Source organism: Nocardia sp. NPDC059228 (assembly GCF_042754245.1).
Lineage (GTDB): Bacteria > Actinomycetota > Actinomycetes > Mycobacteriales > Mycobacteriaceae > Nocardia.
Window position 1 is genome coordinate 64,883 of the sequence record NZ_JBHZAL010000015.1, and the last position, 25,173, is coordinate 90,055.

The 25,173-nt window shown below is 67.4% G+C and carries 22 protein-coding genes and 1 tRNA gene; 13 read left to right on the top strand and 10 right to left on the bottom strand.

The annotated features are described in order from the left end of the window. Positions 1 to 29: 29 nt before the first annotated feature. Genes ACFXKA_RS23125 through ACFXKA_RS23135 form a run of 3 tightly spaced genes read right to left on the bottom strand, consistent with a single transcriptional unit; the run spans position 30 to position 4,094 of the window. A complete protein-coding gene (locus tag ACFXKA_RS23125) occupies positions 30 to 1,514 on the bottom strand; it encodes a hypothetical protein (RefSeq protein WP_379428839.1) in 1,485 nt (494 codons plus the stop codon). After that, positions 1,504 to 3,150: a sulfatase-like hydrolase/transferase gene (locus tag ACFXKA_RS23130; protein WP_379428840.1), complete on the bottom strand. Its 1,647-nt coding sequence runs from the start codon at positions 3,148 to 3,150 to the stop codon at positions 1,504 to 1,506. The genes ACFXKA_RS23125 and ACFXKA_RS23130 overlap by 11 nt, the downstream gene beginning before the upstream one ends. After that, a complete protein-coding gene (locus ACFXKA_RS23135; protein WP_379428841.1) occupies positions 3,147 to 4,094 on the bottom strand; it encodes a haloalkane dehalogenase in 948 nt (315 codons plus the stop codon). The genes ACFXKA_RS23130 and ACFXKA_RS23135 overlap by 4 nt, the downstream gene beginning before the upstream one ends. A gap of 67 nt (positions 4,095 to 4,161) precedes the next feature. Between ACFXKA_RS23135 and ACFXKA_RS23140 the strand changes: the two genes are divergently transcribed. The 3 genes from ACFXKA_RS23140 to ACFXKA_RS23150 all read left to right on the top strand — a co-directional run bounded on the left by ACFXKA_RS23140 (position 4,162) and on the right by ACFXKA_RS23150 (position 5,803). After that, positions 4,162 to 4,719, top strand: a complete 558-nt coding sequence (locus ACFXKA_RS23140) for a TetR/AcrR family transcriptional regulator (RefSeq protein ID WP_379428842.1) — start codon at positions 4,162 to 4,164, stop codon at positions 4,717 to 4,719. A gap of 27 nt (positions 4,720 to 4,746) precedes the next feature. Then, positions 4,747 to 5,103 carry a DUF1330 domain-containing protein gene (locus ACFXKA_RS23145; RefSeq protein WP_379428843.1) on the top strand — a complete coding sequence of 119 codons (357 nt, stop codon included), beginning with the start codon at positions 4,747 to 4,749 and terminating at the stop codon, positions 5,101 to 5,103. 70 nt (positions 5,104 to 5,173) lie between these two features. After that, the gene (locus tag ACFXKA_RS23150) at positions 5,174 to 5,803 is read left to right on the top strand and encodes a hypothetical protein (protein WP_379428844.1); all 630 of its coding nucleotides are present in this window, start codon (positions 5,174 to 5,176) and stop codon (positions 5,801 to 5,803) included. 316 nt (positions 5,804 to 6,119) lie between these two features. Here ACFXKA_RS23150 and ACFXKA_RS23155 read toward each other — a convergent pair whose 3' ends face one another. The 4 genes from ACFXKA_RS23155 to ACFXKA_RS23170 form a co-directional block, all read right to left on the bottom strand. After that, a complete protein-coding gene (locus tag ACFXKA_RS23155; protein WP_379428845.1) occupies positions 6,120 to 7,889 on the bottom strand; it encodes an FAD-dependent oxidoreductase in 1,770 nt (589 codons plus the stop codon). A gap of 100 nt (positions 7,890 to 7,989) precedes the next feature. Then, positions 7,990 to 10,257 (bottom strand): serine/threonine-protein kinase, encoded by a 2,268-nt coding sequence (locus tag ACFXKA_RS23160; protein WP_379428846.1) that lies wholly within the window; start codon positions 10,255 to 10,257, stop codon positions 7,990 to 7,992. Between the two features lie 481 nt (positions 10,258 to 10,738). Further along, positions 10,739 to 12,025, bottom strand: a complete 1,287-nt coding sequence (locus tag ACFXKA_RS23165; protein ID WP_379428847.1) for an MFS transporter — start codon at positions 12,023 to 12,025, stop codon at positions 10,739 to 10,741. A gap of 60 nt (positions 12,026 to 12,085) precedes the next feature. Then, a complete protein-coding gene (locus tag ACFXKA_RS23170) occupies positions 12,086 to 12,241 on the bottom strand; it encodes a hypothetical protein (RefSeq protein WP_379428848.1) in 156 nt (51 codons plus the stop codon). Positions 12,242 to 12,458: 217 nt separating this feature from the next. Here ACFXKA_RS23170 and ACFXKA_RS23175 point away from each other — a divergent pair, with 217 nt between their 5' ends. The 9 genes from ACFXKA_RS23175 to ACFXKA_RS23215 all read left to right on the top strand — a co-directional run bounded on the left by ACFXKA_RS23175 (position 12,459) and on the right by ACFXKA_RS23215 (position 21,130). After that, positions 12,459 to 13,172, top strand: a complete 714-nt coding sequence (locus tag ACFXKA_RS23175; protein WP_379428946.1) for an ArsR/SmtB family transcription factor — start codon at positions 12,459 to 12,461, stop codon at positions 13,170 to 13,172. Between the two features lie 76 nt (positions 13,173 to 13,248). Further along, positions 13,249 to 13,461 (top strand): GNAT family N-acetyltransferase, encoded by a 213-nt coding sequence (locus tag ACFXKA_RS23180; RefSeq protein ID WP_379428947.1) that lies wholly within the window; start codon positions 13,249 to 13,251, stop codon positions 13,459 to 13,461. Positions 13,462 to 13,965: 504 nt separating this feature from the next. Further along, positions 13,966 to 15,294: a DegT/DnrJ/EryC1/StrS family aminotransferase gene (locus ACFXKA_RS23185; RefSeq protein WP_379428849.1), complete on the top strand. Its 1,329-nt coding sequence runs from the start codon at positions 13,966 to 13,968 to the stop codon at positions 15,292 to 15,294. Further along, positions 15,291 to 16,445: an MFS transporter gene (locus tag ACFXKA_RS23190; RefSeq protein ID WP_379428850.1), complete on the top strand. Its 1,155-nt coding sequence runs from the start codon at positions 15,291 to 15,293 to the stop codon at positions 16,443 to 16,445. The genes ACFXKA_RS23185 and ACFXKA_RS23190 overlap by 4 nt, the downstream gene beginning before the upstream one ends. A 15-nt stretch (positions 16,446 to 16,460) precedes the next feature. After that, positions 16,461 to 17,396 (top strand): sulfotransferase, encoded by a 936-nt coding sequence (locus ACFXKA_RS23195; RefSeq protein WP_379428852.1) that lies wholly within the window; start codon positions 16,461 to 16,463, stop codon positions 17,394 to 17,396. 6 nt (positions 17,397 to 17,402) lie between these two features. Further along, on the top strand, positions 17,403 to 18,227 hold the full coding sequence (locus tag ACFXKA_RS23200; RefSeq protein ID WP_379428853.1) for an SDR family NAD(P)-dependent oxidoreductase: 825 nt from the start codon (positions 17,403 to 17,405) through the stop codon (positions 18,225 to 18,227). Next, positions 18,221 to 19,096 carry a family 3 encapsulin nanocompartment shell protein gene (locus ACFXKA_RS23205; RefSeq protein WP_379428854.1) on the top strand — a complete coding sequence of 292 codons (876 nt, stop codon included), beginning with the start codon at positions 18,221 to 18,223 and terminating at the stop codon, positions 19,094 to 19,096. The genes ACFXKA_RS23200 and ACFXKA_RS23205 overlap by 7 nt, the downstream gene beginning before the upstream one ends. A gap of 9 nt (positions 19,097 to 19,105) precedes the next feature. Further along, positions 19,106 to 20,395 carry an NAD(P)/FAD-dependent oxidoreductase gene (locus ACFXKA_RS23210; protein ID WP_379428855.1) on the top strand — a complete coding sequence of 430 codons (1,290 nt, stop codon included), beginning with the start codon at positions 19,106 to 19,108 and terminating at the stop codon, positions 20,393 to 20,395. A gap of 30 nt (positions 20,396 to 20,425) precedes the next feature. Then, positions 20,426 to 21,130, top strand: a complete 705-nt coding sequence (locus ACFXKA_RS23215; protein ID WP_379428856.1) for an aspartate/glutamate racemase family protein — start codon at positions 20,426 to 20,428, stop codon at positions 21,128 to 21,130. Between the two features lie 240 nt (positions 21,131 to 21,370). Here the strand turns inward: ACFXKA_RS23215 and ACFXKA_RS23220 are convergent. Then, a tRNA-Leu gene (locus ACFXKA_RS23220) sits at positions 21,371 to 21,455 on the bottom strand. 95 nt (positions 21,456 to 21,550) lie between these two features. Further along, complete coding sequence (locus tag ACFXKA_RS23225) at positions 21,551 to 21,859, bottom strand: hypothetical protein (protein WP_379428857.1); 309 nt, start codon at positions 21,857 to 21,859, stop codon at positions 21,551 to 21,553. Between the two features lie 175 nt (positions 21,860 to 22,034). On the opposite strand from ACFXKA_RS23225, the gene ACFXKA_RS23230 reads away from it, so the two are divergent. Further along, positions 22,035 to 24,305: an ATP-binding cassette domain-containing protein gene (locus ACFXKA_RS23230; RefSeq protein WP_379428859.1), complete on the top strand. Its 2,271-nt coding sequence runs from the start codon at positions 22,035 to 22,037 to the stop codon at positions 24,303 to 24,305. A gap of 9 nt (positions 24,306 to 24,314) precedes the next feature. On the opposite strand, the gene ACFXKA_RS23235 is transcribed toward ACFXKA_RS23230, so the two are convergent. Beyond that, positions 24,315 to 25,142, bottom strand: coding sequence for a tetratricopeptide repeat protein (locus ACFXKA_RS23235; RefSeq protein WP_379428860.1), 828 nt, complete (start codon positions 25,140 to 25,142; stop codon positions 24,315 to 24,317). Positions 25,143 to 25,173 lie beyond the last annotated feature (31 nt).

Here is a 25,173-nt window from a genome sequence, read left to right on the forward strand (position 1 = left end):
GCCGTTGCCGTGCAGCGGCTCTCGATCGCTCAGCCGTCGTGGACTGCGATCAGGCCCGGGATCACACCGAGATAGGCGGTGCTGTCCGGGCCGATGGCGATTCCGGCGTAGTTGTTGTTGAACCCGGGGCCGGTGCCGGTGAGCTGCTTCCACACCGTCGCTCCGGTGCGGAAATCCAGGGCCGTGAGGTACCAGGGATCGCCGGCCTCGGTGCCCTTGGTATAGGTGTAGATCAGACCGGTGGCGAGCGACAGCTTGGGCACGACGGTCGGTGCGGCCTCGATCGTGTTGGTCCACACCTGGTGGCAGCCATTGCCGTCGGGGTCGATGTCGATGCGGGCGAAGCCGGGGGTGGTGGTCTTGCCCAGCAAGGCGGCCTCGGGACCGGTGTAGCCGTAATTGTTTTCGACGATCAGCGCGTTTCCCGCGCTGATCAACGAGTTCTCGGTATCACTGGCGCCCGCCTCGAACACCGGCACGGCGCACACCTGCCGCTGCGCCGCCCCGGGAGCGGTGCGGTAGACCACGACGTTCATCGGGTCGGCGTTGTCGGTGATGGCGACATAGCCGCCGGACAGGAGGGTGGGTGTGGTGCCGGTGCCGTCGTCGACCTGGCCGGGCTTGCGCTGTCCACTGTTGGCGTAGGTGACCCGCCAGGTGACGGCGGGTGCGCCGCCGGGCCCGGCATCGAAACGCAGCAGCTCGCGGTTGGTGGCGATGTACACATCACCGTCATTGCCAACGGCGAAGGAGTTCTCGATCTCGCCCTCGGCGCCGTCGCCGAGCCGGATCACCTGTGCGGCACCGGTGTTCAGGTCGAGGGTGCCGACCACACCGTCGGTCCGGGTGACGAACCACAGCAGCCCGTTGCTGTCGGGCAGCGCCGAGTTGAAGGTCTCCCCGGGCCGCAGCACACCGCTCAGGTCGTAGTCGTGCGCGAGCGTGAAACCGTCGCCGCCGGCGTTCTCGGCGAACACCCGGATGTGGCCGTCGCGGGAGGCGATCACCGCGCGATCGTCGTTGTCCAGATAGAAGTAGGCGCCGCCGGTGAAGTTCCCGAAGGCACCGGGCCGCAGGAACGCGCCCGGATCACCGGGTAACGCGCTGCGGCCCAGCACATTCAAGGTGACCGGGTCCAGCAGGTACAGCGCCGGGGACGGGCCGATGCAGGTGGTGACGATGCGGCCGGCCCGGTCGAAGGTGATCGACCCGCACTCTCCGCCGATCACCGCCGACACCACGCGGGGGTCGTGCCCGAGCGGTCCCGGGCGGGTGCTGGTGTTGCTCATCCACCCGTCGTCGTGGATGCCGGAGCTGCCGTTGGGCGCGAGATGGGGATGTTGCGGCACCGGCGGCACATCGGTGACCGGCTGTGCCACAGCCGGATTGCCGATGAATCCGGGCGGCGACCCCGGTACCGCGGGAATCGGGACGGCGGCCGCGCTACCGGCCACGGTGGCGAGCAACCCGGCGGCAGCGCCGGTGACGAGGTTGCCCCGCACGCTATTTCGCACCGATACCGTCCTGCAGGAAGTCGAAGAGCTGCTCCCCGAAGGGTTTCGCGGTCTGGGTGTTGTAATCGTTCCATCCGTCCTGCTGGGCCTGCTGCAGGTAGGAGGGTAGCGGCTGGTGCAGTTCGGTGCTGACCGCTTCGTCGTGCAACCGGCTCATGGTGTCGCGCAGGCCGCCGCCGATGGCCGCGACATTGTCCAGCTCGAGTTGCCCGTCGCCGGTCGAATAGTCGTACAGCTCGTATTCCTCCTGCTCGGCCGGGTCGATCTGCGCGGAGCCCGGCACCCAGTGCGAATAGCGGACGAACTTGGCGTCCGCGGTACGCAGTGCGATCACGTGACCGGGTGCGTCGTCGTTGAACCGGACGGCCGCCTCCTCGATGGAATGCTCGTCGGTGGTGTGCAGGATCCACGGCCGGCCGGGTGCGCCCGGATCGGCGGCGACGGCGGCGATATCGTGCCGCCCGGCCAGGTGCGCGTAGCGGTCCTCGGCCCGCCACCCGTTGCCGCCGGTGCCGATGGTCAGCAGCAGCGCGGCCAGGTCGACGCTGGAGGTCAGCTGATCGCGGGTGCCGGGTGCGGGGGTGAGCTGACCGCGTGGATCGTGGATGAACAGGGGTACGCGAATGGCCTCGTCGTAGGCGCCGCCGCCCTTGCCGTGCAGGCCGTGCGAACCGGCGTAGTCACCGTGGTCGGAGGTGAACACCACCACGGTGTTGGCGGCGACCTCCGGCCGGGTCGCCAATTCGGTGAGCACGCGCCCGATCTGGATATCGACCTGCTGCTGGAACCAGAGATAGAGGTTGCGCATGTCGATCCACTCCTGATCGGCCCCGGGCGTGCCGTAGGGCGCCAGCCCGAAGGTCACCGCCGAGACCTCCACCAGGGCCTTCTGCAGCCGCGGCTTGCGCGACAGCTGTTCGAGGCTCTCGAAATTGCCCGGCAGGTCGTTGATCCAGCGCGGAATGTTGTTGAACGCCAGCGTGCGTCGCGTCCAGCGCGGCCACCACTGGATGTCGTGCGGGTTGACCAGTGACACCGTCGTGCACCAGGGACCCTGTCCCGCATCGGTATTGAACCAGTCGACGAACTGGTCGACTATGCGCCCGTCCATCTGCAGGCCCTGTTCGGGCGCGCCGTTGGGCGAGGGGTAGGTGCCGCCGTCGAATCCGTAGCGGTCCAGGCCGCCCGGGGTGGTGTCGGCGTAGTGGCCCAGATGCCATTTGCCCCACCAGGTGGTGCGGTAGCCCTGCTCGCGCAGCATGGACCCCCAGGTCGGGAAGCCCGCCGCCAGCTCCGACTGCGAGGTCGACAGGCAGCCGGTCTGATGCGAGTACAGACCTGTCACCAGCACGCCGCGCGACGGCGTGCAGTCGTTGGCGGCCGTGTAGTGCTGCTCGAAGGAGACCGACTTGTTCCGCAGCGCAGCGATGTTCGGCAGGATGGTGTCGAGCACCGACTGCTCTGGGAACCACATCGGGGTGCGCATCTCGTCGACCAGGACCACCAGGATATTGGGCCGGTCCGGATGGTTGTCCATGCGTCGCGGGGTCGCGGCGGCCGGGCCGGTGGCGGCGACCGCCGCGGCGGTGGCGCCGGCCATCGCTCCGGTGCCGAAAAATCCTCGCCTGCTGATCATTTCGTGGATCCTCCGGTGGTGTCGGGAGCCGGGGTGGCGGCGATGAACTCGGCCACCACCGTCGCGAGCTGCGGGCCGCGGTCCTCCTGCAGGAAGTGACCGGCGCCGGTGATCGTGATGTGCGGCTGACCGGCCGCGCCGGGCACCCGCTCCTGGAAGGGGCGATAGCCGCCCGCGGTGATCGGATCACCGTCGGAGAAGGCGGTGAGCACCGGTTTCCCGAAGTGCGCCAACTGTTCCCACGCGCGCCGGTTGGCGGGGCCGGCCGGGTCGTCGGGGCGGGTGGGGACCAGCATCGGGAAGGCGCGCGCGCCCGCCTTGTAGGTCTCGTCGGGGAACGGGGCGTCGTATCCGGCCACCACCGCGGGGGACAGCTCGGTGCGGCAGCCGCCCACGATGATGCCGCCGACGGGGAATTGCGGTGTCTCCTGGGAGAACCGCTGCCAGGCGGCGAAGGCATCGGTCAGTTTCGCCTCACCCGTGGGCAGGCCGGTATTGGCGACCACCACCCGGGCGAAGCGGTCGGGGTGCTCGGCGACCAGCCGCAGGCCGATCAGCCCGCCCCAGTCCTGGCAGACCAGGGTGATACCCGAGAGGTCCAGGTGATCGAACAGCGCCTCGCGTACCCATTCGACGTGGCGGGCATAGGTGTAGTCGGCGCGGTCGGCGGGCTTGTCGCTGCGGCCGAAACCGATCAGATCCGGTGCGACACAGCGTTTCCCGGCCGCCACCAGCACCGGGATCATGTGGCGGTACAGGAAGCTCCAGGACGGTTCGCCGTGCAGCAGCAGCACGATCTCGCCGTCGCGCGGGCCCTCGTCGAGGTAGTGCAACCGCAGCCGGGAATCGCTGCCGTCGCCCGCCTCGACCTCGAGGTAGCGGGGTTCGAAGGGAAAGTCGGGCAGGGCGGCGAACCGCTCGTCCGGTGTCCGCAATGCGTGCATGAGGCCGACGATAATTTTGTTGCATGCGGCGTGCAACTACCCTTCCGCGTGTGTAGGGTTGCCAATGATGGACGGACGGACCGCACGTGGAGCCAAGAACCGTCAGGCGGTACTCGACGCCGCGCTGGCGCTGATGGAGGAGGGCAATCTGCAGCCCACCGCGCAGGCGGTGGCCGAACGCGCGGGAGTCGCGACCCGCTCGGTGTATCACCACTTCCGCGACCTGGAGACGCTGTATCTCGATGCCGCACAGACACAGACCGCCCGGCACTGGGTACTGCTGATGGAACCTGTCAGCGGCGGACTGGACGATCGCATCGATCGCGTGGTCGCACTGCGGGCCGAACTGTTCGAGCGTGTCGCGGGCACCCGCCGCGCCGCCCTGCTGCGTGAACACGAATCCGTCGTGCTGTCCGAACGACTGGACGAGAGCCGCGCCGCGCTGCGCGCCCACCTGCGCACCCACCTGCCCGAGCTCGCCGATCTCGACCCCCCGGCCCGCGAGTCCGCCTACGCCCTCTGCTCCTGGGAAGCCTGGGACGTCCTACGCCGCCATCAGTCCCTGTCGGTCACCGCCGCCCGCGCCGCGGTGACCTCAGTCCTCACCAGCCTGCTCACCGGCTGAGCGGGCCGCCGAAAGAAGAGCCACCCGATGTCGATCACGCCCGACCCCGATCAGTTCACTCGCTTCGCCGCCGCCACCGACGAGGGCCCCGTGGTCATGCTGAACCTGATCACCTTCCAGGACCGCACCGAATACGCGGCCTACGGCGCCGCCGTCCTCGCCCTGGTCGCACAGCAGGGCGGCCGCCTCCTGTGGCACGGCGAACCGCGACAGACCCTGATCGGCGCCGCCGAGTGGGACTACGTCGCGCTCGTCGAATACCCCAGCCGCCGAGCATTTCTCGACATGGTGACCGCTCCCGAATACCAGCGCATCCACCAGCACCGCGAGTCGGGCATCGCCCGCACCGAGCTCATCGCCTGCCACCCTCTCGCCACCCGCTGACCGCATCGGGCAAGATCCGTGGAATATTCTCGACCCTGTCCCTCGACGGCCCCGGAGGAAGGACAGTCCTATGGAATCCGGCGACTACACCCGCACCCGCCGCAGTCTCCATGGTGTGGCCGAACTGCTGATGGCCGGCCCGCAGTACCGCGCCCACGGCACGATCAAGTTGCGCCCAGCCCCGGGCGGATTCAGCACGATCCATGCCCCGTCGATCGCGGTGGACGGCGACCTGCTGCTGGTCGACGGTTTGGTGGCCGGAAAGCTCAGCGGCACAACCTTTGCCGAACTGGCCTCCCACGCCGGCATCGACGCCGGCGCCCCCGCCGACCTCTACTCCGACAGCTCCGGCTGCACCCTCACCGACACCATCCACGTCGACCTCGACCACGCCCAGACCATCGCCCGAGCCTTCGACTGGGGTGACCGAGCCCTCCGCCGCCTGAACCCCGCCGAGACTCCCGTCCTCTGGCCCGAACACTTCGACCTCGGCATCACCGCGGACCGCATCAACTTCGGCGTCTCACCCGGCGACCCCCACATCCCCGAGCCCTACGCCTACATCGGCCCCTGGGACCCCCACACGGGCCCCTTCTGGAACGAATCCTTCGGCGCAGCACACACCCTCACCGCCCTGGGCACCGCCGACGCCCTGTTCGCCTTCTTCACCGAGGGCTACCACCACGCCACCAAATCCTGACCACCCGCGAGCAGGTGTGCCCGGTCGTGGTGCCTCCCAGGATGAGTCGGCCGCGGCGGACGTTCGCGAGCTCGAGCAGCGGATCGCCGACGATGGCGCCGAAAGGGCCGGCTGCGAGTCGACCTAGTCGCCCGGCAGGCCGCGGTGTGTTCGGACAAACTGGGCGAGGTCGCCGCCGAGTTCGAAGCGATACACACCATCACGTGCGCCCGCGAGGTCGATTCCGGTGCACTCGATCATCCGCGCGGCTGAGCTACGCCCCCAGAACGTCGCAGCCATCGAGCGTGGCATGGCTGCCGCACTGGGCTCCTAGCGTTTACCCGATATCAAACATATTGGGCAGCCCGTCACGGTAGCGCTGTTCGTCGATCCCACGCAGCGGCTCGAGTTCCGGGGCTTGATAAAGGGGGTGGATATCACAGCGCTCGGCATTCGATCCCGTAGCGTCCAGCAGGGAATTCACTGCCGCCCTGGCGGATTCGTTGGCGCCCTCCATGGTCGCCAGATCGACGTTCGTCCGCACGTAGTCCCCTGCGAGGAAGAGGTTCGCGATTGCGGTCTGCGAATTCGGCCTGTCCTGCCAGGAGCCGGCGGTGTTGATGAGCAGCGGATCGTCGTCGGTATTGAGTCCGGGGCCGGGATGCCAGGCGATACCCGGGTCGATGAACCACGAATGCAGGTCGTCGTCCGGCAGTAGCACCCGCGTGTCGTTGACGTGCGCGCCGATCTGCGCCCATACCTCCCGGGCGATCTCCTCGGGATTGCATTGCTTGGCGGGTTTGTCGTACAACATGCCGGGGGTCTCCCAGTCCGAGATGTCGACCGACAGGCAATCCTGTACCTCACCATCGCCGTAATGGTCGCCGAGGCTGCGAGCCCAGAATTGGTTCTGTGACAGCCCGGTCAGTGCCCACGGCGAATCGACGAAGGCGATGTGCCCCTCGCACAGCCTGGCCGGGTGGCGCAGGTAGAACTGGATCCCGTTCATCCAATCGACGAACAAGTTGTCCATCGCGGCGAGGCCGGGATCCAAGCTCAGAATCTCCGGCGTCCACAGTCGGCGGGCTTTCTCCACCGGGAGCGCGCAGATGAAATGGTCCGCCTCGATCGGAGTTTCGTAGCCTGTCCGATCGGCCACGGTGACGACCGCAATCCGGCCACCGCGCACATCGAACCCGGTCGCCGTAGCCGGTACCTCGAATCGGACACCGAGATCGGTGAGTTGGCGCACCCACGGGTCGATCCACGTCTCGCTGGTCGGGCCGTTCAGCACCCGGTCTGCCTCACCGTCCTTGCCGTTGCCCAGCGCGAGGTTGAAGAACGCCTCGCTGATGCTGCCGATCGTGCGGGTGCTGGCCAGGTCCGCCCTGGCAGCGACCAGACTTCTGGTGGGCAGCCTGGACAGCACCGTCCGGTACTCCGGCGATCGCGTATCCGCGCCGATGAAGCTCGTCCAGGGTGTTTCTTCCCATTGTCCGAGGCGGCGGGCGTCGGAACTGGTGAGATACACCAACATGCGCCCAGCCCAATACGACGACTCCGATGCGGGAAGGTCGGCGGCTTCCCGGGCTGCGGCAGCGAGTGACTCGCGCAGGTCGTCGGGTGTGATCGTGGCGAGATCGCGGAGTCCCGGCACCGTGATATCGGGGGCGCCTTGCCGCGACAGCTTCACCTGCCGGGCGTCGACCAGGTTGTCCCACACTCCATTCAGGTTTCCGGGGAATCCGATGCGCCGCATGGTGTCGGTCACGTTGCGGTAGAAGCCAGGGAAGAATCGGAACCCGTGTTCGCCGGGAAGGGGTGCGCGGCCGGGCATTCCGGTTCCGGGCACGGCCATGCTGCGGGCTTTTCCGCCGAGTGCCCTGCGCTCGTAGACGGTCACCTCGAAGCCGCGTTCGATCAGTTCGTGCGCGGCGGTGAGCCCGGCGACCCCACCGCCGAGAATCGCCACCCGCGAGCGGGGATGTGAAACCGGTGTGGCGTGCACCGGAGAGACTCCGAAGACTGTCGACATTCCCGCTGCCAGTGCGCCGCCGAGCACGGTGCGTCGCGAAAATCCGAGCAGGGCTTGGCGGTCCGACTCCACGGCGACTCCCCTGTCGTGCGGGGCGGGCGTACGGAATGATACTGGGCGATCCGCTCATGCCGTGGCGTTCAGCGAGGCGTGTCCACGGGCTCGAGAGTTCTCATGTGACCTCGACACCCGATCGCTTCTCGACGACGCTCTCGAGGGCCCGCAGGTCGGCGTCCAGTTTTCGGAACACCCAATATGCGGCCGCGAACGCGAGCCCCGTGACCGCGCACAACCACAGCACCGAATTCAGGACGAGCGGACGCTCGGCCGGCTCGAGGTTGATGAATCCGGTCAAGACGCCGACCAGGGGGACCGATGCGGCGATGCCGAGGTAGACCGTGCTTCTGCGGCGTAGTGCGCGCAGGTGGACGGCATCGCGAGCCGTCGTGCGACCGTGGCGCAGGTAGATCGGGTACACGCACCGCACGATGTAGAACGTTTGAAGGAAGAACGTGTAGGAGACCGAGATGGCGCCGCACACCAGCACGATCGCCGCCGAATGGACCATCAGCCGCGGCGGAAGGCCGGCTTCCGTGCCGAGCATGGTCACCGAGACTCCCGCGGCGATGGTCCAGAACACAAGGATGATCATCGCGTCGAGGTCGCCCCAGAGCAGGGTGCGTGATCGGACGCGGGCCAGCATCGCCTCGTCGTAGCGTCTGCCCTTGCGCAGGCCGCGGGGCACCGCGATCAGATGTCGCGACACATAGGACCAGCTCACGATGGCCAGCGGCCAGGCGATCAGATGGAAGATCGTCGTGAGCCGCGTGAGCTGCGCGTTGGTTGCCGCGGACAGACGCGCGTTGATCAGCTGCAGGTTTTGCCCGGACAGGTAGACCAACGCCAGGCCGACGCCGACCAATGCGGCGAGCCACAGGATCGGGACGGGATGGCGCGAAAGCCGTGCGCGCCAACTGTTCTCCGGTGGGTAGACGAGGTCTCGGGCCCGCGCGTCGAGGCACAGATCGAACTGCAGGGCCAATTCCGATCCACTGCCGTACCGGTGCTCGCGGTCCGGTGACAGGCAGGTCAGCAGCACCTGCCGCAGCGCCGCGGGGCAATCGGCGGGAACATCGGACAGGTACCGCGGATCGATGGGCCGGCGGCGCAGCTCGAGCATGCGGCCCAGCGACGTCTCCGACATGCCGGCGAATTCCTCGTCCGCGAACGGGATCCGCCCGGTGAGCAACGCCCACAACATCACGGCCAGCGCGTAGATGTCGCTGCGCGTGTCGAGGTCACCGGCGGTCCCCGGCAGCTCCGGATGACACGCCTCGAGCTGTTCGGGCGACATGTAGGCCAGTGACCCACCGAAGTACGCCAGCGGGCTGGTGCCCCGGATGTGCTGGCTGAAGCTGACATTGAAGTCGGCGAGCTTGGGTATACCGTCGGCGCTGAGCAGCACGTTCGCCGGTTTGATATCGCGATGCAGCACCCCGCGTCCGGCGGCATGCCCGAGCGCGTCGGCAAGCCGGCGGCCCAGCCAGGCAACCGTTTCCGGCCATGTCATCGCGGCGATCCGGGCCCGCACCGCCGAATCGGTGGCACGAACCTCGCCCTTGTCCTGGAGTACCCCGTCGACGGTATCGAGCAGCACCTGCCCACTGCGGGCCTGCACCGGGGTCGATCGCAGTCGATTCAGCACGTCGAGCAGCGTGCCGCCCGGCAGGTACTGCATGTAGAGCAGCTTGAGTTCACCGTCGGCGATCAGTCGCTGGTCGAAGATCCGCACGATGTACTCGTGGTCGAGCTGGGCGAGGGTCTCCGGCTCGGTGCCGTGGTTGTGCGAGATCTTGACCGCGACCAGCCGCTGCATCGAGCGCTGCCGCGCCAGATACACGCGAGCGAACGTGCCCTCCCCGATCATCGCCAGCAGATCGAAGTCCCCCACCCGGTCCCCCGGATTGATGGCCCCCAGGGCAACCTGCGCACTCGGGCGAGCAACCATCGTGCTGCGATAAGCGGTGGTGTCCAACTGGGCCGGAGGCCGACCGACCTCCGTGGCTTCGGGCTCGGCAGCCCCGGCTTCCGTCGGCTCCGCCGCCGCGACCGGCTGAGAGCCGCGACGCAGGGCGTGGTACTCCTCATAGACCAGGTCCGCAGGCAATGGGCCGCTGCGCAGTTCGGCGTACTGCTCGCAATACTCGGCCAGACGCTTGGGAAAATGATGCCGCACCCAGCGGTTCTCGAGATCGACCTTGATCAGCTCCACCAGCACCGCCCGCCGCTCGGCATCGGCGACCGGCAGATACGCCGACAGGTCGGGAGGACACCCCGACGCCGCCCACGCCCGCTCGAAACGGGCCGCGGCCCCGGCGAGCGCCGTGCGGCTCCGTTCGGCCGGATCGACGATCAGATCCTCGAAAGGCTCATGCACCACATCGATACCCCGAGACGCGGATCCCCGAGGTGTGGCCCCACGCGATGTTCGACAACCACACCTGAATATTCGACACAGCTTCGGTGCCATCCCCTTACCGGCACCTCCAAAGCCTATCGCGCAACCATCGAGCACACACCGATACGCAAAAGCTGGACATTAACTACCGTGCGGTCGGTCGAAACCTTGTGCAGTCTAGGAGAATTCGCGGTCACACCGGTTCAGCGCAGACCTGGAACCCTCGACAGACTTCACCTCCACCGCAATGCTGGCCCTCGCCTTGTCCCAGGATGAACCGAACCGTCATCGACGGCAGACCACCCAAAATCGCTTCGACGGTCGCGTCGTGTGGTCCTTGCGTTCGACCGGCCACGACGAGGCCAGCGCCTGATCGACCGAGCTGTGCGCGCGGCGGGCGAACGACGAGGTAGCCGAGCGGGGCCGGTTCGGGTACTCCGGGCATCGAGGGCGGCCACCCAGGTCAGCTGTGCGGCGAGGGGACGGGCGTTGTCCCGGGACGGCCGGAGTACGCGGCGGCCGGGACGACCGCCAGCGCGAGGACACCACCGGCGAGTGCCAGTGTCGGGTAGCTGGTGGCGGCGACCATGAGTCCGGAGCCCATGCCGCCGGTGGCTCCGGCGATGGCGATGGACACGTCCACGGCGCCTTGGGTTTTCGCCCGGGTGGCCAGCGTGACGGTGTCGGTGATGATCGCGGTGCCCGCGACGAGTCCGAGGTTCCAGCCCAGCCCGAGCAGGGCCAGTGCCAGCGCGAGCAGAGCGACCTGGTCGCCGGGTGCGAGGCCGGCGAGTACTCCCGCGGCGAGGAGCGTCACACCGGATGCGGCGGCGACGGGCAGGCGGCCGTAGCGGTCGACGAGCCATCCGGTCACGGGGGAGGGGAGGTACATGGCACCGACGTGGATGGCGATCACCGCCCCGGCGGCGGCGGTGTCGTGGCCGTGCGCGAGCATGTGGACCGGCGTCATGGTCATGATCGCCACCATCACCAGTTGCGTCAGCGCCATCACGAATCCACCGGAGGCAATAGCCTTGCCGGCACCGTCAGCGGACGAGATCTCCGTGGTGCTCGGCGCGGCGATGGAGTCCGTCGCGCCGATCTGCCGCGCCAACAACAGCGGGTCCGGGCGCAGCCACATCGCCAGCACCAGCGCGGCCAAGCCGTAGGCCAGCGCGGCGAGCAGGAAAGGTCCCGCCAAGTAGGGAATTCCTACGGCTCGGGCCAGTGTGCCGGTCGGGGCGGCGAGGTTGGGGCCGACGACACCGCCGAGGGTGGTGGCCACCAGCACGGTCGATACGGCACGGCCACGGTGCGAAGCGGTGGCCAGATCGGCTCCGGCGTAACGGGCTTGCAGGTTGGTGGCGGTGCCCGCGCCGTAGACGAACAACGCGACGAACAGCATCACCGGGTTCTCCGCGACGGCGGCGGCGATGACACCAAGGCTGCCGATCGCGCCGGTGAAGTAGCCCGCGGCCAGGCCGGGGCGGCGGCCGCGGGACTGGGACAGCCGGCCCACGGCGACGGCGGCGAGCGCTGAGCCGGCGGTGAACAGGGCGCTGGGTAGGCCGGCCAGGCTGGTGGAGCCGAGCATGTCCTGGGCCAGCAGTGCGCCGACGGTGATCCCTGCGGCCAGCCCGGCGCCGCTGAGGATCTGCGCGGACACCAGCACAGTCAGGACACGACGTTGGGCGCGGACGGTATCGGGAAGGTGAGGGCTGGAGATGGTGGCGGCGGCGCTGTGCGACACGAGAGGTCTTTCCTGGTGTTGATGGCCCGGGCGCACTCCGGTGAAGTGGCCGGCGATGGGTCAGGAGCGAATGTTCCAGCGAGCCAACCAGTCTCGCCCCTGCTGTTCGTTGTCCCGGTGGTAGGCCACCGGCGGCTCCCGCAGGTTCACCTGCGGGGCCGGTGGTGCCAGGAAATTGGCTTCACCCTTGGCCACCAAGCCATTACCGAGTTCCACATGGCTTCTCGTTTCCTCCTGAACACCCGCACCGCGTCTCCGGCCTCGAGCTTCTGCCGCGTCCAGAGCAGGCCGTTGCAGCGTTCGGGACCGTAGGGCCGCTCGTGCAGCACGAAGAGATAGTTCACTCGCGTTCTCCCTGGTAGATCCGCTCCCGGTCGGCGGGGCAAGTCGGTGGCGAATACAATCGCCATGTTCGATGTTGTTCCAAGGAACTATGGAATACGCTATTCCAAAGAGTATTGGAGAAGCAAGCGTGAGTGAGTCGATCGATCGCAACGCCGCCCTGTTCGATGAGATCGCCCGCGTCGGCAAGGCGCTGGGCAACGGCCGACGGTTGCAGATCCTGGACCTGCTCGCCCAAGGTGAGCGCACCGTCGAAGCGATCGCCACCGCGACCCGCATGAACCTGACCACGGCTTCGGCGAATCTGCATTCACTCAAGGCCGGCGGCTTGGTGCAAGCGCGCCGCGACGGCACTCGCCAGTACTACCGGCTCGCCGGAACCGATGTGGCCCGCTTGTTCGCGCTGGTGCAGACCGTGGCCCAAGCCCACCTGGCCGACGTCGCTGTCGCAGCGGCCGCCGTGCTCGGTGCACCCGAGGACACCATCACCCGCGATGAACTCATCCGCCGCCGTGACGCCGGGGAGATCACCCTCATCGACGTTCGCCCGCGCGAGGAATACGACGCGGGTCATATTCCCGGCGCCATCAGCGTCCCCGTTGCCGAACTGGTTGCCCGCCTTGCCGAATTGCCCGCCGATCGCGAGATCGTCGCCTACTGCCGCGGGGCCTATTGCGTCATGGCACCCGACGCGATCCGTATCGCTCAGCAGTCCGGGCACGCAGTGAAACGTCTCGACGAAGGAATGCTGGAATGGACACTGGCCGGGTTACCGGTCGACGGTGCCGCGTCGGGCAGCTGCTGAACGCGCTGGAACATCCCCTCGGCACCGGGGAGCGAGAGCGCGGGCTTCGCGAGATCTATCTCGTCCACGCCGATAACTGCGTCGTCGAACTCTCGAACCGGGGTGTGGTTGGGCTGCTGGGATGCTCGATGCCGAGATCGGTGACCTGTTCGCCGACCCCGGCGTCCAAAAATCAGGCATCGGAAGGCAATTGGTCGCCCACGCGCTACGCCTCCACAGCACGGCAACCCTCGACGTCTTCGAGCTCAACTCCACCGCCCGCGCCTTCTACGCCCGCCCGACGCTGTAGTCGTACATTTCCGTCATTGTCCGCGCCACGGTGATCGAACACGGGAAACCAGTTGTGCAACAGCATGATCGAAGCGGACTAGCCGGGACCGGTTGGTTCGCAACCGAACCCTCGTCCAAGGCTCGGCACGGGCGACAGGGACACATGCGTTGCCCGACAACTATTGCTGCGCAACGGATTCAAGATCGCAAGAAGGGCCTGCTGTCTTTCGATGTGGCGAATCAGCCACTCGCACCGCGTATCCGGCGGCCACACTCATGTCATGCATGGCCGCCTGTACTCAGTGAAGCACTGATTCCGTTGGGGCACAGACGATTGCGGATATCCGCCAGTTTCGGACGCGTGACCAGAACTTAACGATATTTCGGTCATGAATCCCGCAGGTTCGGCGTAGCGTGCCTTGCACATTCACCGAGGTTCCCGGTTCTGGGAGTCTCGGCAGGCAAGCAGGCAAGTACCGCCGATCCCTGGTCGGTCGGCGCCTTGAATATGATGGCGGACAATGTGATCGATGATTCGGCATCGGCCCCGACGGCACCGGACACGCAGCCGGCCCCTGGTGCGCGGCTGGCCCTGAACGGCGGTGATCCGGTACGGCGCATACCCTGGCCGACCTATGACCGGGGCGCGGTGTGCGTCCATCCTGAGGACGAGGAAGCAGCGCTGCGCGCGATTCGCAGCCATCTCTATTTCCGATACGACCATCGCCCGCCGCATGAGACCGAGTGCGCACGATTCGAGGCGGAACTGTGCCGCTACTTCGGGAGCGCACACGCGCTGGCCACCTCGAGCGGCACCACCGCGCTGGCGCTGGCGATCATGGCCTCCGGAGTCGAACCGGGAGACCTGATCGCCTGTCCCGGTTTCACTTTCGCCGCCACACCCAGTGCCATTCTGCTCGCCGGATGCACGCCGTTCCTGGTCGACGCCGACGAGGACCTCCACCTCGACGTGGACGATCTGCGCCGGCGGTGGACACCGCGAATCCGGGCGATCGTGGTGGTGCACATGCGTGGCTTCGCCGGGGATATGGGTGCGTTGCTCCGATTCGCGGATGAGCAGGGCGTTCCGGTGTTCGAGGATGCTGTCCCGGCGCTCGGCGCGCAATTGAACGGGCGCAAACTCGGCACCTTCGGCCTGGCGGGCGCATTCAGCACCCAGTCGGACAAGTCGCTCAACAGCGGAGAGGGCGGCTTCCTCATTACCGATGACAGTACCCTGTTCGCCCGGGCCACCGTGCTTTCCGGCGCATACGAGGGCCGGCTGCGGCGGCATTTCGCCGACGGACGATCGCCGCTGGCCACCGATCTGGAGCTGCCGCTGTACAGCTTCCGCATGGACGAGATCCGGGCCGCGCTGCTGCGATCCGAATTGGAACGGCTGCCGATCCGGCTGGCCGCCTTCCGCGAGAATTACGACTATGTCGCCGCGGAGCTGGCCGACCTCGACGGCATTCGAATCCGGCAGCCGGTGGCGCCGGGCGCGTATCTGGGCGAGGCCTTCATCTTCCAGGTTGCCGAGGGTCGCGCGCAGTGGTTCGCGCGTGCGCTGTGCCAGGAGGGTATCGAGGCGCGCAACCTCGGCTCGGACACCGATCACAATATTCGCGCCTTCTGGAATTGGCGATTCCTGTTCGGCGGCAAGGACACCGCCGCCGTGCAAGCATCCCTGCCCAATGCGACCCGCAACCTGCAACGGGCCGTGGACATTCCGCTGTCCTCGACGCTGTCGCGGGCGGATTGCGATGATCTGGTCGCCGCGGTACGGAAGGTCGCGGCCGCCCTGACGACGACGGAGGTCGACGCGAATTCCTCGTGGGCTTGGCGACCATGACGGCCTCACCCGACACCGGAACGCTGCCGCGGCTCGCGCTCGCCGGGGTGTTCGGCGGATTGTTCTGCGGCTATCTCGGCTTGTCCGCGGCCATTCCGGCGCTGCCCGACCATGTTCGCGACCGGTTCGGCGCGGGCGATCTGAGCGTGGGGCTCGTGGTGACGGCCACCGCCCTGACCGCGCTGCTCACCCGGCCCGTGTTCGGCGGGCTGGCCGACCGGCACGGCTATCGGCAGGTCATGCGGTTCGGCGCGCTCGCCATCGCGGTCGGCGGGCTGTTGTACTTTCTGCCGCTCGGCCTGGCCGGGCTGATCGTGGTGCGGCTGGTGGTAGGTGTCGGCGAGGCCGCGCTGTTCGTGGCGGGTGCGGCCTGGACCGTCACACTCGCGCCACATGATCGGCGCGGCCAGCTCATCGGGCTCTACGGGGTAGCCATGTGGGGCGGCATCTCGGCGGGGACGGCGCTCGGTGCGGCCCTGCGGCACTTCGGGATCGGGGCGGTGTGGGCGCTGTGCGCGGTCGCGCCGCTCGCCGGACTCGCCCTGATCACGGTTGCCGGGCCCGAGCCGGAGGTCGCGCGGTCGAGCAGGGGTCCCGGGTTGATGCTGAAGCCCGCGGCGCTGCCCGGTCTGGCCCTCGCCCTCGCCGCGGCGGGCTATGTGGGGCTGGCCGCTTTCATCATCCGCGACCTGCAAGTGCGCGGGATCGGTTCCGGCGCGGTCGTTTTGGCCGTCTTCAGCGCGGTGTACGCGGGTACGCGGCTGGTCATCGGAAAGCTGCCGGACCAGCTCGGACCGCGGCGCGTGGGCACCTGGTCTGGTATCGGCGAGGCCGCCGGGCTGCTGATCGTCGCGTGGTCGCCGAACCTGCCGGTGGCGGTGCTGGGCGTCATCGTCATGGGTGTCGGCTTCTCACTGCTGCACCCTTCGCTGGCGTTGATGGTCATGAACAAGGCCGAGAGCTCGAAACAGGGTGCGGCGCTGGGGGCTTACACCTCGTTCTGGGATCTGGGACTGTTCGTCTGGGGCCCGGCGACCGGTGCCATCGCGAGCGGGCTCGGCTATCCCGCCGTGTATCTGGTCGGCGCGGGCTGCGCGTTCACCGCCGCGGTCATGGCCTACACGATTCGGCAATCGGCCACCAACCAGTGAGAGAGGAGGCGGCAGATGAGCAGCGCGCCCCCGGTCAAGGTCCTGTGCGTCACCGGATGGTGCCGCAACGGCAGCACCATCCTCGGCAACATCCTCAATGAGATTCCGGGCGTATTCCACGTCGGGGAACTGCATTTCCTGTGGAAGAACGCCGCCGGGCGCGGCGTCAATGAGCTGTGCGGCTGCGGGCACAAGCTCGTCGACTGCCCGTTCTGGTCCACCATCCTGCCGATCGGCAGGCCCGACGGGGCCACCCTGGAAGACCACGCGGACACGGTGATTCGGCACCAACTCGGCTACGTCCGCACCAGGCACACGTGGCAGGTGCTCGGGCGTGGCCTGCGCAATGAGCCGATGCGCGCGCATGCGGACCTGCTGACCCAGGTCTACCGCGCCATTGCCGAACGCAGCCGGTCGCGGTTGATCGTCGATACCTCGAAGATGCCGGGGGAGGCGGCGCTGCTGTCGTACCTCGACGGGATCACCCCGTACTACCTGCACCTGGTGCGTGATCCCCGAGCCGTAGCCCAATCATGGAGCAAGCCGAAGGAATACGTGTACGCCATGTCGGCGGGCAAGAGCACCGGTTACTGGAGCGGCTTCAACCTCGCGTCGCACGCGATCGGCCGCCGGTATCCGCGACGGTCACTGTTCCTGCGATATGAGGACTTCATCGCCGATCCGGCGGGGACGCTCGACACGGTGCTGCGACTGTGCGAGATCGATCCGGGGGCCAACCCGATGACCGACCGGACGATCGAGCTGCACGCCAATCACACGGTCACCGGGAACCCGGACCGGTTCAACACCGGCGTCACCGTCATCCGACCGACCGACGACTCGTGGCGCGGCGCGCTGCCGAACTCGGCCAGGGCGACGGTGGCGGCGCTGTCCTGGCCGCTGGCGATCCGGTACGGGTATCTGATCCGCGGTCGACATGGGAGAGGTTGAGCGACAATGGATCTGGGGCTGAGGGACAAGGTCGCACTCGTCGCGGGCGGTTCGAGCGGCATCGGGCTGGCGATCGCCGAGGAGCTGGCCGCCGAGGGCGCGCATGTCGCCATCGGAGCCCGCAACCCGGGACGGCTGGCCGCCGCCGAACGCGCGATCACAGCGATGGCACGGGGGCGAGTCCACGCAACACGCGTGGACATCGCCGACCCCGAAGCGGCTCTCCGCTGGGTCGACGAGGTCGCCGCGGAGTTTGGCGGACTCCACATCGTCGCCGTCAGCGGCGGCACACCGCCCACCGGGAGCGCGACGGCCTTCGAGGCATCCGCGTACCGGGAGGCGGTCGAGACGGTCCTGATGCCCGCGGTCCAGCTGGCGTTGGCAGCCTTGCCGCACCTGCGGAATGCGCGGTGGGGCCGCGTACTTCTGGTGGCATCGGAGACCGCGGTGGTCCCCATCGGCGGACTGGCCCTGTCCGGAGTGAGCCGGGCGGCGATCGTGCGGTTCGCGCAGGCCCTCGCCGCGGACGTCGGGCGCGACGGCGTGACCGTCAATGTGCTCGCGCCGAGCGCGACTCACACTCCGCTGCTGGAACGGGTCCTGGCGCAGGGCTCCGCGGACGGGCGGATCGAGGCGGAGTTGGCCGCCGTCGGCAGCAAGACCGCGGTGGGCCGCATCGCCAAGCCCGACGAAATCGCCGCACTGGCAGCGTTTTTGGCCAGCGAACGGGCCGGCTACATCACCGGCACCGTCCAGTTGATCGACGGCGGCTCGAGTGTGCTCGGCGCGTCCTCATCGCATTACACCGTTTCCCAGGAGGGGACATGCTGAAGGCAGATTCGATCAAACAGACCCTGGCGCAGGTCGTTGCGGACCGCAAACACGAGTTGTCGCCGGGCCGGATGTTCGTCGAGGCCTGCGGGCAGCACGGGCTGGACGCAGCGGTCGAATACGACGTGACAATCACCGATTCCCTGACCAGCTCGCGGCGCAAACCCCGCAATCCGGCCCGCAATATGCTCAAGACCATCGACCTGTCGCGCGATCCACGCCAGTTTTATTGGCACGAGAGCGCCCCCGCTCCGGGCGACACCTCCATTGTGGGCGCGGATGTCCGGCGCGAGCTGGCCAGCAGATTCCACAAGTCGCCGATTCCGGAGCTGCTCACCACCACGGCGTGGGTGCAGGTCCCGCCGGATCTGTGGAAGGACCCCGACACCTTCGAGAATTTCCTCAATTACCGCCTGATCGTGCGCTTGTGCACCGCCGAGAACCACACCATCATCAGCGGCGAGGGCGGACTGCTGAACATGGCCGAGATCGAGCGGATGACCGAGCGGGGACCTTTCACCTCGACAATCCTGCGCGCCTGCAACGAGATCGAGCAGATGGGCGGCACCGCCGACGGCATGATCATCAACCCGGTCGACTACTACCGTGCCATGGGCAGCGGTCGGCTGATGGACGACCTCGAACAGAACGGTGTGTTCATCGTCCGCACCAGGCTGGTCGAACCGGGGACCGCCATCGTCGGCGACTTCGGCCACGGCGCACAGCTTTTCGACGCGGGACGTTCGGTGATCCGATTCGCCGAGCCGCCCGCGGGCACCTTCACCGAGCCGGGGATCGCGTTGAAGGCCGAGATCTACGAGCGGGTCGTGGTCAATCTGCCGACGAACTTCTTCGTCGTCAGCGTCTAGGTCGCGCTCATGACGCTCGAGGAGGGAACCCCCGTCCGCGAGGACCCGGATGTGGTGGTCATCGGCGGGGGAGTCGTCGGCCTGTTCTGTGCGCAGCAGTTGCGTCGGCGCGGGGCGACTGTCACGGTGCTCGAGCGCGGTGCGCTGGGCGGACCGCAATCGTGCTCGGCCGGCAACACGGGATTCGTCGGCACCCACGGTGCCGCACCCCTGGCCGAACCCGGCATGCTCGCTATCGCCGTTCCGGGTGCGACGGATCCTGACGCGCCCTGGTACATCGAGCCGCGCCTGGACGCCGAATTGTCACACTGGCTACGGCATTTCCGGCGCGCCTGCTCGGCCGATGCCGCGGCGAACGGATTCCGGATACTGATCGAGATGAAGAGGCGCAGCCTCGCGATCCTGCTCGAGCTGTGCGCTTCGGAGAACATGGCCGCTCTGTTCGAGTCACCGGGCATCGTTTTGGCTTTCAAGACCCCGGCGGGCTTCGACGAGGCGAGCCGGACCGTGGCGCGCACTGTTGCCGGTGGTGTGCCGCTGCGGGTCCTCGGATCCGGTGAGCTCGACGAGCTCGCGCCGAAGACGACGTTCGATATTCACGGCGCACTGTACAACCCCGAGGGTGCATATCTGCGCGTCCCGGAATTCCTCGTCGAATTCGGCCGGGTCCTGCGCGGTGCGGGCGTAGAGATCCGCGAGCACATCGAGGTCACCGGTTTCGGCATACGGGATCGGAATATCGTACGGCTCAACACTACTCGCGGGGAGCTACGCCCCGGCAATGTGGTCATCGCGGCGGGCGCATGGACCGCCGAGTGCGCCCGCATGGCGGGAATGGATCTGCTGCTGCAACCGATCCGAGGCCATAGCCTCACCGTGGCCATGCCGCCGAGCGCGCCCGGGCTGCCGGTGCTGCTGAGCGAAGCCAGAGTGGCGATGGTCCCGCTCGGTGACCGGCTGCGGATCGGCGGACAGCTCGAGCTGACCGGGATGAGCTGCGCGGTCTCCGAACACCGGCTACGGGCGCTGCGGCGCGCCGTGCGCGACTTCCTGCCCGACTTGGAGGAGACAGCGATCCTGCAGAGCTGGAGTGGATTGCGGCCGTGCACCCCGGACAGCCTGCCCCTGATCGGTCCCGCCGGTGATCTCCGCAACCTCCTCGTCGCCGCCGGACACGGCCATATCGGCATGGGGCTCGCGCCCGCCGGCGGTGAACTCGTCGGTCAGCTCCTGGCGGGTGAACAGCCATTCACCGACCCGATCCCGTTGCGGCCGAATCGTTTCGGCACACCCACCTGAAGCGGCGACGGCATGACAGACAGAACGGACGTGAGGATCGGTGTCCTGTGTCTCGACACGGCGTTCACCAAGCTCCCCGGCCACATCCGCAATCCGGCGACCTTCGACTTCCCGGTCGTCTACCAGGTCGTCGCCGGTGCGACCCCGCGCCGGGTGGTGAGCGAGGCGGATCCGACCCTGCTCGAGCCGTTCATCGACGCCGCCCGCAAGCTCGAATCCGAAGGCGCGGACGCGATCGCCGCCGCCTGCGGATTCCTGGTCCTGTTCCAGCAGCGGCTGGCCGATTCCGTCCGAGTCCCGCTCTACAGCTCGAGCCTCATCCAATTGCCCATGGTCCACCGCATGCTCGCCGCTGATCGCACCGTGGGCCTGCTCGTCGCCGACGAACAGGCCCTCACCCGCCGCCATCTGGAAGCCATCGGCGGCGAGTCCGTGCCGATCTGTGTCACGGGAATGGCCGGGCACCCGGAATTTCGCGAGGTCATCCTCGAAGGCCGCCGTAACAACCTCGACGCAGACCGCCTCGGTGCGGAAGTCCTCGAAGAAGTGTCCCAACTGGCCGCCGACAACCCCGACATGGGTGCGCTGGTCATCGAATGCACCGATCTCGTGCCGTACGGTCACGCCATCCAGCAGCTACTGCACATCCCGGTCTTCGACATCGTGACCCTCACCAACATGATCCACCGCACCCTGTCCCACATGCCCTTCCGCATCGGGGAGCGCGACGGTTAGGACGGTGTCACGGCTGCAGCGGCGCCGATACCGGCCGGCCACGAAGGTCGTGTTCAGGCCTGCTCGACCAAAGTGCCGTTCGAAATTATGTGGAAGACATTCGATTTCGTCGTCGCTTTCCTGAAGCAGGCTCAAGGAAAGGCTATTGCAGCGCTAGGGATAGCAGACGACACCAACAAATGGTCGACGAATGAGGAAGAGCGAGTTCCCTTGTCAAGGCAAGGGAACTCGCTCTCCTTGTGTCCGGAGGGGGACTTGAACCCCCACGCCCTAATACGGGCACTAGCACCTCAAGCTAGCGCGTCTGCCATTCCGCCACCCGGACCGGTGATGCTGGACAAGATTAGCGGAGAGGTTGGCAGAAACGGAAATCGGGGCTGGGCCAGGCGAAATAGGGTGCGCGAGGGGAGGTTTGGGGGGCTAGTGAAGGATGCCCGCGAGGTTGGCGTTCTTGATGGGAGTGTCCTTGTTGGCCTGAATCTGACACAGGCCCTGAACAGCAGCCATGGAGAGGTCCACCTGGGTGCCGGCGGGCTCGTGGTCGTTGCCGGTCTGCTGCTTGATGAACTTGGTGATGGTGACGCGCTGGGTGTCGGCGTTCTGGGCGAGGTAATCGCTGCACTTGGTGTCGCCGCCCTGATTGAGGGCCTTCTCGACATCCGAGCAACCCGAGAGCAGGGCGACGGCTAGTGCGGCGGCGGCCACGGCCGTCCATCGGGCGGTGTTCATCATGCGTTCCTCGTCGGTCGTGCGCGGCGGTGTCGGCCGCGCGATCGACCGCCACTGTAGATGGGTGCGACCGTTCGGCAATCGGGGCTGGACCCGGAGATTCGATCCGAATCACCGTGATTTGCATCACATTTCCCCGCACATCGAGGGGGGGCGACCTGGCATGGTGGGGGACATGTCCCTGGCCTCCACCGAAACAATTCGGATCCTCGGCGCCCGCGAGCACAATCTGCGCAACGTCTCGATCGACATTCCCAAGAACAAGATCACCGTCTTCACCGGGGTCTCCGGATCCGGCAAGTCCTCGATCGTTTTCGACACCATCGCCATCGAATCCCAGCGGCAGCTCTACGCCACCTTCCCGGCCTTCGTCCTGAATTTCCTGCCGCGCTACGAACGCCCGCACGCCGAGGCCATCGAGAACCTCACCGCGCCGGTCATCATCGATCAGAAGGCGGTCGGTGGCGGGCCGCGTTCCACGGTCGGCACCATGACCGACATCTACGCCCTGATCCGAGCTCTGTTCGCGCGCTTCGGTTCTCCGTCCACGGGATTGGTCTACGACTACTCCTTCAACACCCCGCAGGGCATGTGCACCGAGTGCGACGGACTCGGCGTGGCCATCACCGCCGACCCGGGCAAACTCGTGGACCGCACCAAATCGCTCAACGAGGGCGCACTACTGGTACCCGGCTACACCGTCGGCAGCGGCGATTGGCAGCTGTATGCCAACTCCGGCCGATTCGACCCGGACAAGAAACTCGCCGACTACGACGACGCGGAATGGCGCGACCTGCTACACGGCACCGGCGGCAAAGTGGAATTGTCTTTCGCGAAGGGCACCTGGAAAGCCAATTACGAAGGCCTGGTCGACAAATTCACCCGCACCCGGCTCAAGCGCGACACCTCGGGGCTGTCGGAGAAGACCCGCGAGCAGATCCAGCGCTTCCTCACCGAGGGAGTATGCCCGGCCTGCCAAGGGGCGCGACTGAATCCGAAGGCCTTGGCCACCGCCATCAATGGACGCAATATCGCCGACTGGGCGCAGCTGCAGATCACCGATCTGATCGAGGTCCTCGGCGAGATCGACGACCCGGCCGCTGTCCCACTGGCCGCGGCCACCCGGGTCGCGCTCGAACGCGTCGCCGCCATCGGGCTGGGCTACCTGAGCCTGGACCGTGCCACCTCGACCCTGTCCGGCGGTGAGGGCCAGCGCCTGAAGATGATCAAGCATCTGGGCAGCACGCTGGTCGGGATGACCTACATCTTCGACGAACCCAGCGTCGGCCTGCACCCGCGCGATGTCGGGCGGCTCAACCACATGCTGGAGGCGCTGCGGGACAAGGGCAATACCGTCCTGGTCGTCGAGCACGATCCGGATGTCATCCAGATCGCCGACCACATCGTGGACGTCGGTCCGCGCGCGGGCGTCCACGGCGGCGAGGTCGTCTTCACCGGCAGTTTCGCCGAGTTGCGGCAAGCCGACACCCCCACCGGCGCGGGATTGCGCCGCGTCTTCCGGGTCAAGGAGAACTTCCGGTCCGCGACCGGCACGCTGACGGTGGCGAATGCCAACGCGCACAACCTGAAAGATGTCACCGTCGCCATTCCGACCGGCATCCTGACCGCCATCACCGGTGTCGCCGGCTCGGGCAAGAGCAGCCTCATCCGCGACGAATTCCTGGTCCGCTACCCGGAATCGGTCTTCGTGGACCAGTCCGCCATCGCCGCGTCCTCCCGGTCCACACCCGCCACCTACCTCGGGCTCATGGATCCGATCCGCAAGCTGTTCGCCAAGGCGACCGGCGAACCGGCCGGTCTGTTCAGCTTCAACTCCGACGGCGCCTGCACCGAATGCGGCGGCCGCGGCGTCATCATCACCGAGATCGCCTACATGGACCCGGTCACCACCCACTGTGAATCCTGTGACGGGCGGCGGTTTTCCGATCGAGTCCTCGCACTCACCCTGCGCGGCAAGTCGATTGCCGACGTCCTCGAGCTCTCCGCCGAGGCGGCCGTGGAGTTCTTCCCCGAGAAGACACTGAATGCCAAGTTGCGCACCATGAACGAGGTCGGCCTCGACTACCTGAGCCTGGGCCAGGCCATGAGTACCCTCTCCGGCGGCGAACGCCAGCGCATCAAACTCGCGACGCAGCTGCAGAACACCGGCACGGTCTACGTTCTCGACGAACCCACCACAGGCCTGCACATGTCCGATGTCGACACCCTGCTCGCGCTCATGGACAACCTGGTCGAGCGCGGGAACACGGTCGTGGTGATCGAGCACAACCTGGACGTGGTCGCACACGCGGACTGGGTCATCGACCTCGGGCCCGACGGTGGCAAGGACGGCGGCCAGGTCGTGTTCACCGGTACTCCCGCCGAACTGCTCACCGACCCGGCCTCGCTGACGGGGGAGTACCTGCGCCGCTACAAGTCCGCCTGACGAAGTGCGTCACGGGTACTGATCGTCCGCGGTACTGGCCGCCCGCCACGCCCTGGCTTCATGGGGATTGCCGCGGCGATCGAGGAGTTCGGCGAGACCGGCCATGGCCCGGGCGTCACCCTGGGTCGCGGCGGCGCGCCACCAGTGCTCGGCCTCGGTGAAATCGCCCCGGCGATAGCGGAAGACGCCGAGGTCGTAGGCTGCGCCCGGATGACCGAATTCGGCTGCCTGCGTCCATAGTTGGCAGGCCTGCTCCTCGTCGCCGCGGCGCTGCATGGCCACTCCCAGCTCGTAGAGCGCGTTCTGGTATCGGCTGGCATCGGTGGGCGGGGGCGGCGAGGTGGGGGCGGTGGTGAGTTCCACGACCAGTTCGCCGAAGTCGGGTGGGCCGACGCCGGTGCTGCAGTGCAGGACCGTCATGGCGGGTTCGCGGGCGATGAGGATGCCGTAGTTACCCGTCCAGGAGACGGTGGCCTCGGTGTCGTCCACCCAGACCGGGGTGAGGGTGATGGCGGCATCGGTCTCGGCAGGGCACACCTGTAGCTCGATGCCACCCGACATGGCATCACTCCAGACGTCAACCCCCCTGAGCCGGCGGCCTTCCAGCAACACATGTCCGTGCTCCACGGCGAGTCCGATGCCCAGGCTGCGCACGCCGGGGCGCGGGGCGGCGCTGCGCAGAGTCAGCCGGACCGTGGTGGGGGAGCCGCCGAGACCCTCCGAGTGCAGGGGGTAGACCTGCGCTCCGTTCCAGGTCACGGGGTCTGCGCTGTCGTATCGGTCCGCCAGCGTTGGTTCGGTCGTGCCCGGCTCGGCGTACGAAAACGACCCCTTCATCTGCCCCGCCTTCCGCCGGTGCCCGGTGATA

What these genes read in the sequence shown, in the direction of transcription:
- ACFXKA_RS23140 (WP_379428842.1), top strand. Translation starts at nt 4,162, where the DNA reads ATGGACGGACGGACCGCACGTGGAGCCAAGAACCGTCAGGCGGTACTC.
- ACFXKA_RS23145 (WP_379428843.1), top strand. Translation starts at nt 4,747, where the DNA reads ATGTCGATCACGCCCGACCCCGATCAGTTCACTCGCTTCGCCGCCGCC.
- ACFXKA_RS23150 (WP_379428844.1), top strand. Translation starts at nt 5,174, where the DNA reads ATGGAATCCGGCGACTACACCCGCACCCGCCGCAGTCTCCATGGTGTG.
- ACFXKA_RS23230 (WP_379428859.1), top strand. Translation starts at nt 22,035, where the DNA reads ATGTCCCTGGCCTCCACCGAAACAATTCGGATCCTCGGCGCCCGCGAG.
- ACFXKA_RS23235 (WP_379428860.1), bottom strand. Translation starts at nt 25,142, where the DNA reads ATGAAGGGGTCGTTTTCGTACGCCGAGCCGGGCACGACCGAACCAACG.
- ACFXKA_RS23200 (WP_379428853.1), top strand. Translation starts at nt 17,403, where the DNA reads ATGGATCTGGGGCTGAGGGACAAGGTCGCACTCGTCGCGGGCGGTTCG.
- ACFXKA_RS23205 (WP_379428854.1), top strand. Translation starts at nt 18,221, where the DNA reads ATGCTGAAGGCAGATTCGATCAAACAGACCCTGGCGCAGGTCGTTGCG.
- ACFXKA_RS23175 (WP_379428946.1), top strand. Translation starts at nt 12,459, where the DNA reads ATGGAATACGCTATTCCAAAGAGTATTGGAGAAGCAAGCGTGAGTGAG.
- ACFXKA_RS23190 (WP_379428850.1), top strand. Translation starts at nt 15,291, where the DNA reads ATGACGGCCTCACCCGACACCGGAACGCTGCCGCGGCTCGCGCTCGCC.
- ACFXKA_RS23130 (WP_379428840.1), bottom strand. Translation starts at nt 3,150, where the DNA reads ATGATCAGCAGGCGAGGATTTTTCGGCACCGGAGCGATGGCCGGCGCC.
- ACFXKA_RS23210 (WP_379428855.1), top strand. Translation starts at nt 19,106, where the DNA reads ATGACGCTCGAGGAGGGAACCCCCGTCCGCGAGGACCCGGATGTGGTG.
- ACFXKA_RS23225 (WP_379428857.1), bottom strand. Translation starts at nt 21,859, where the DNA reads ATGAACACCGCCCGATGGACGGCCGTGGCCGCCGCCGCACTAGCCGTC.
- ACFXKA_RS23135 (WP_379428841.1), bottom strand. Translation starts at nt 4,094, where the DNA reads ATGCACGCATTGCGGACACCGGACGAGCGGTTCGCCGCCCTGCCCGAC.
- ACFXKA_RS23195 (WP_379428852.1), top strand. Translation starts at nt 16,461, where the DNA reads ATGAGCAGCGCGCCCCCGGTCAAGGTCCTGTGCGTCACCGGATGGTGC.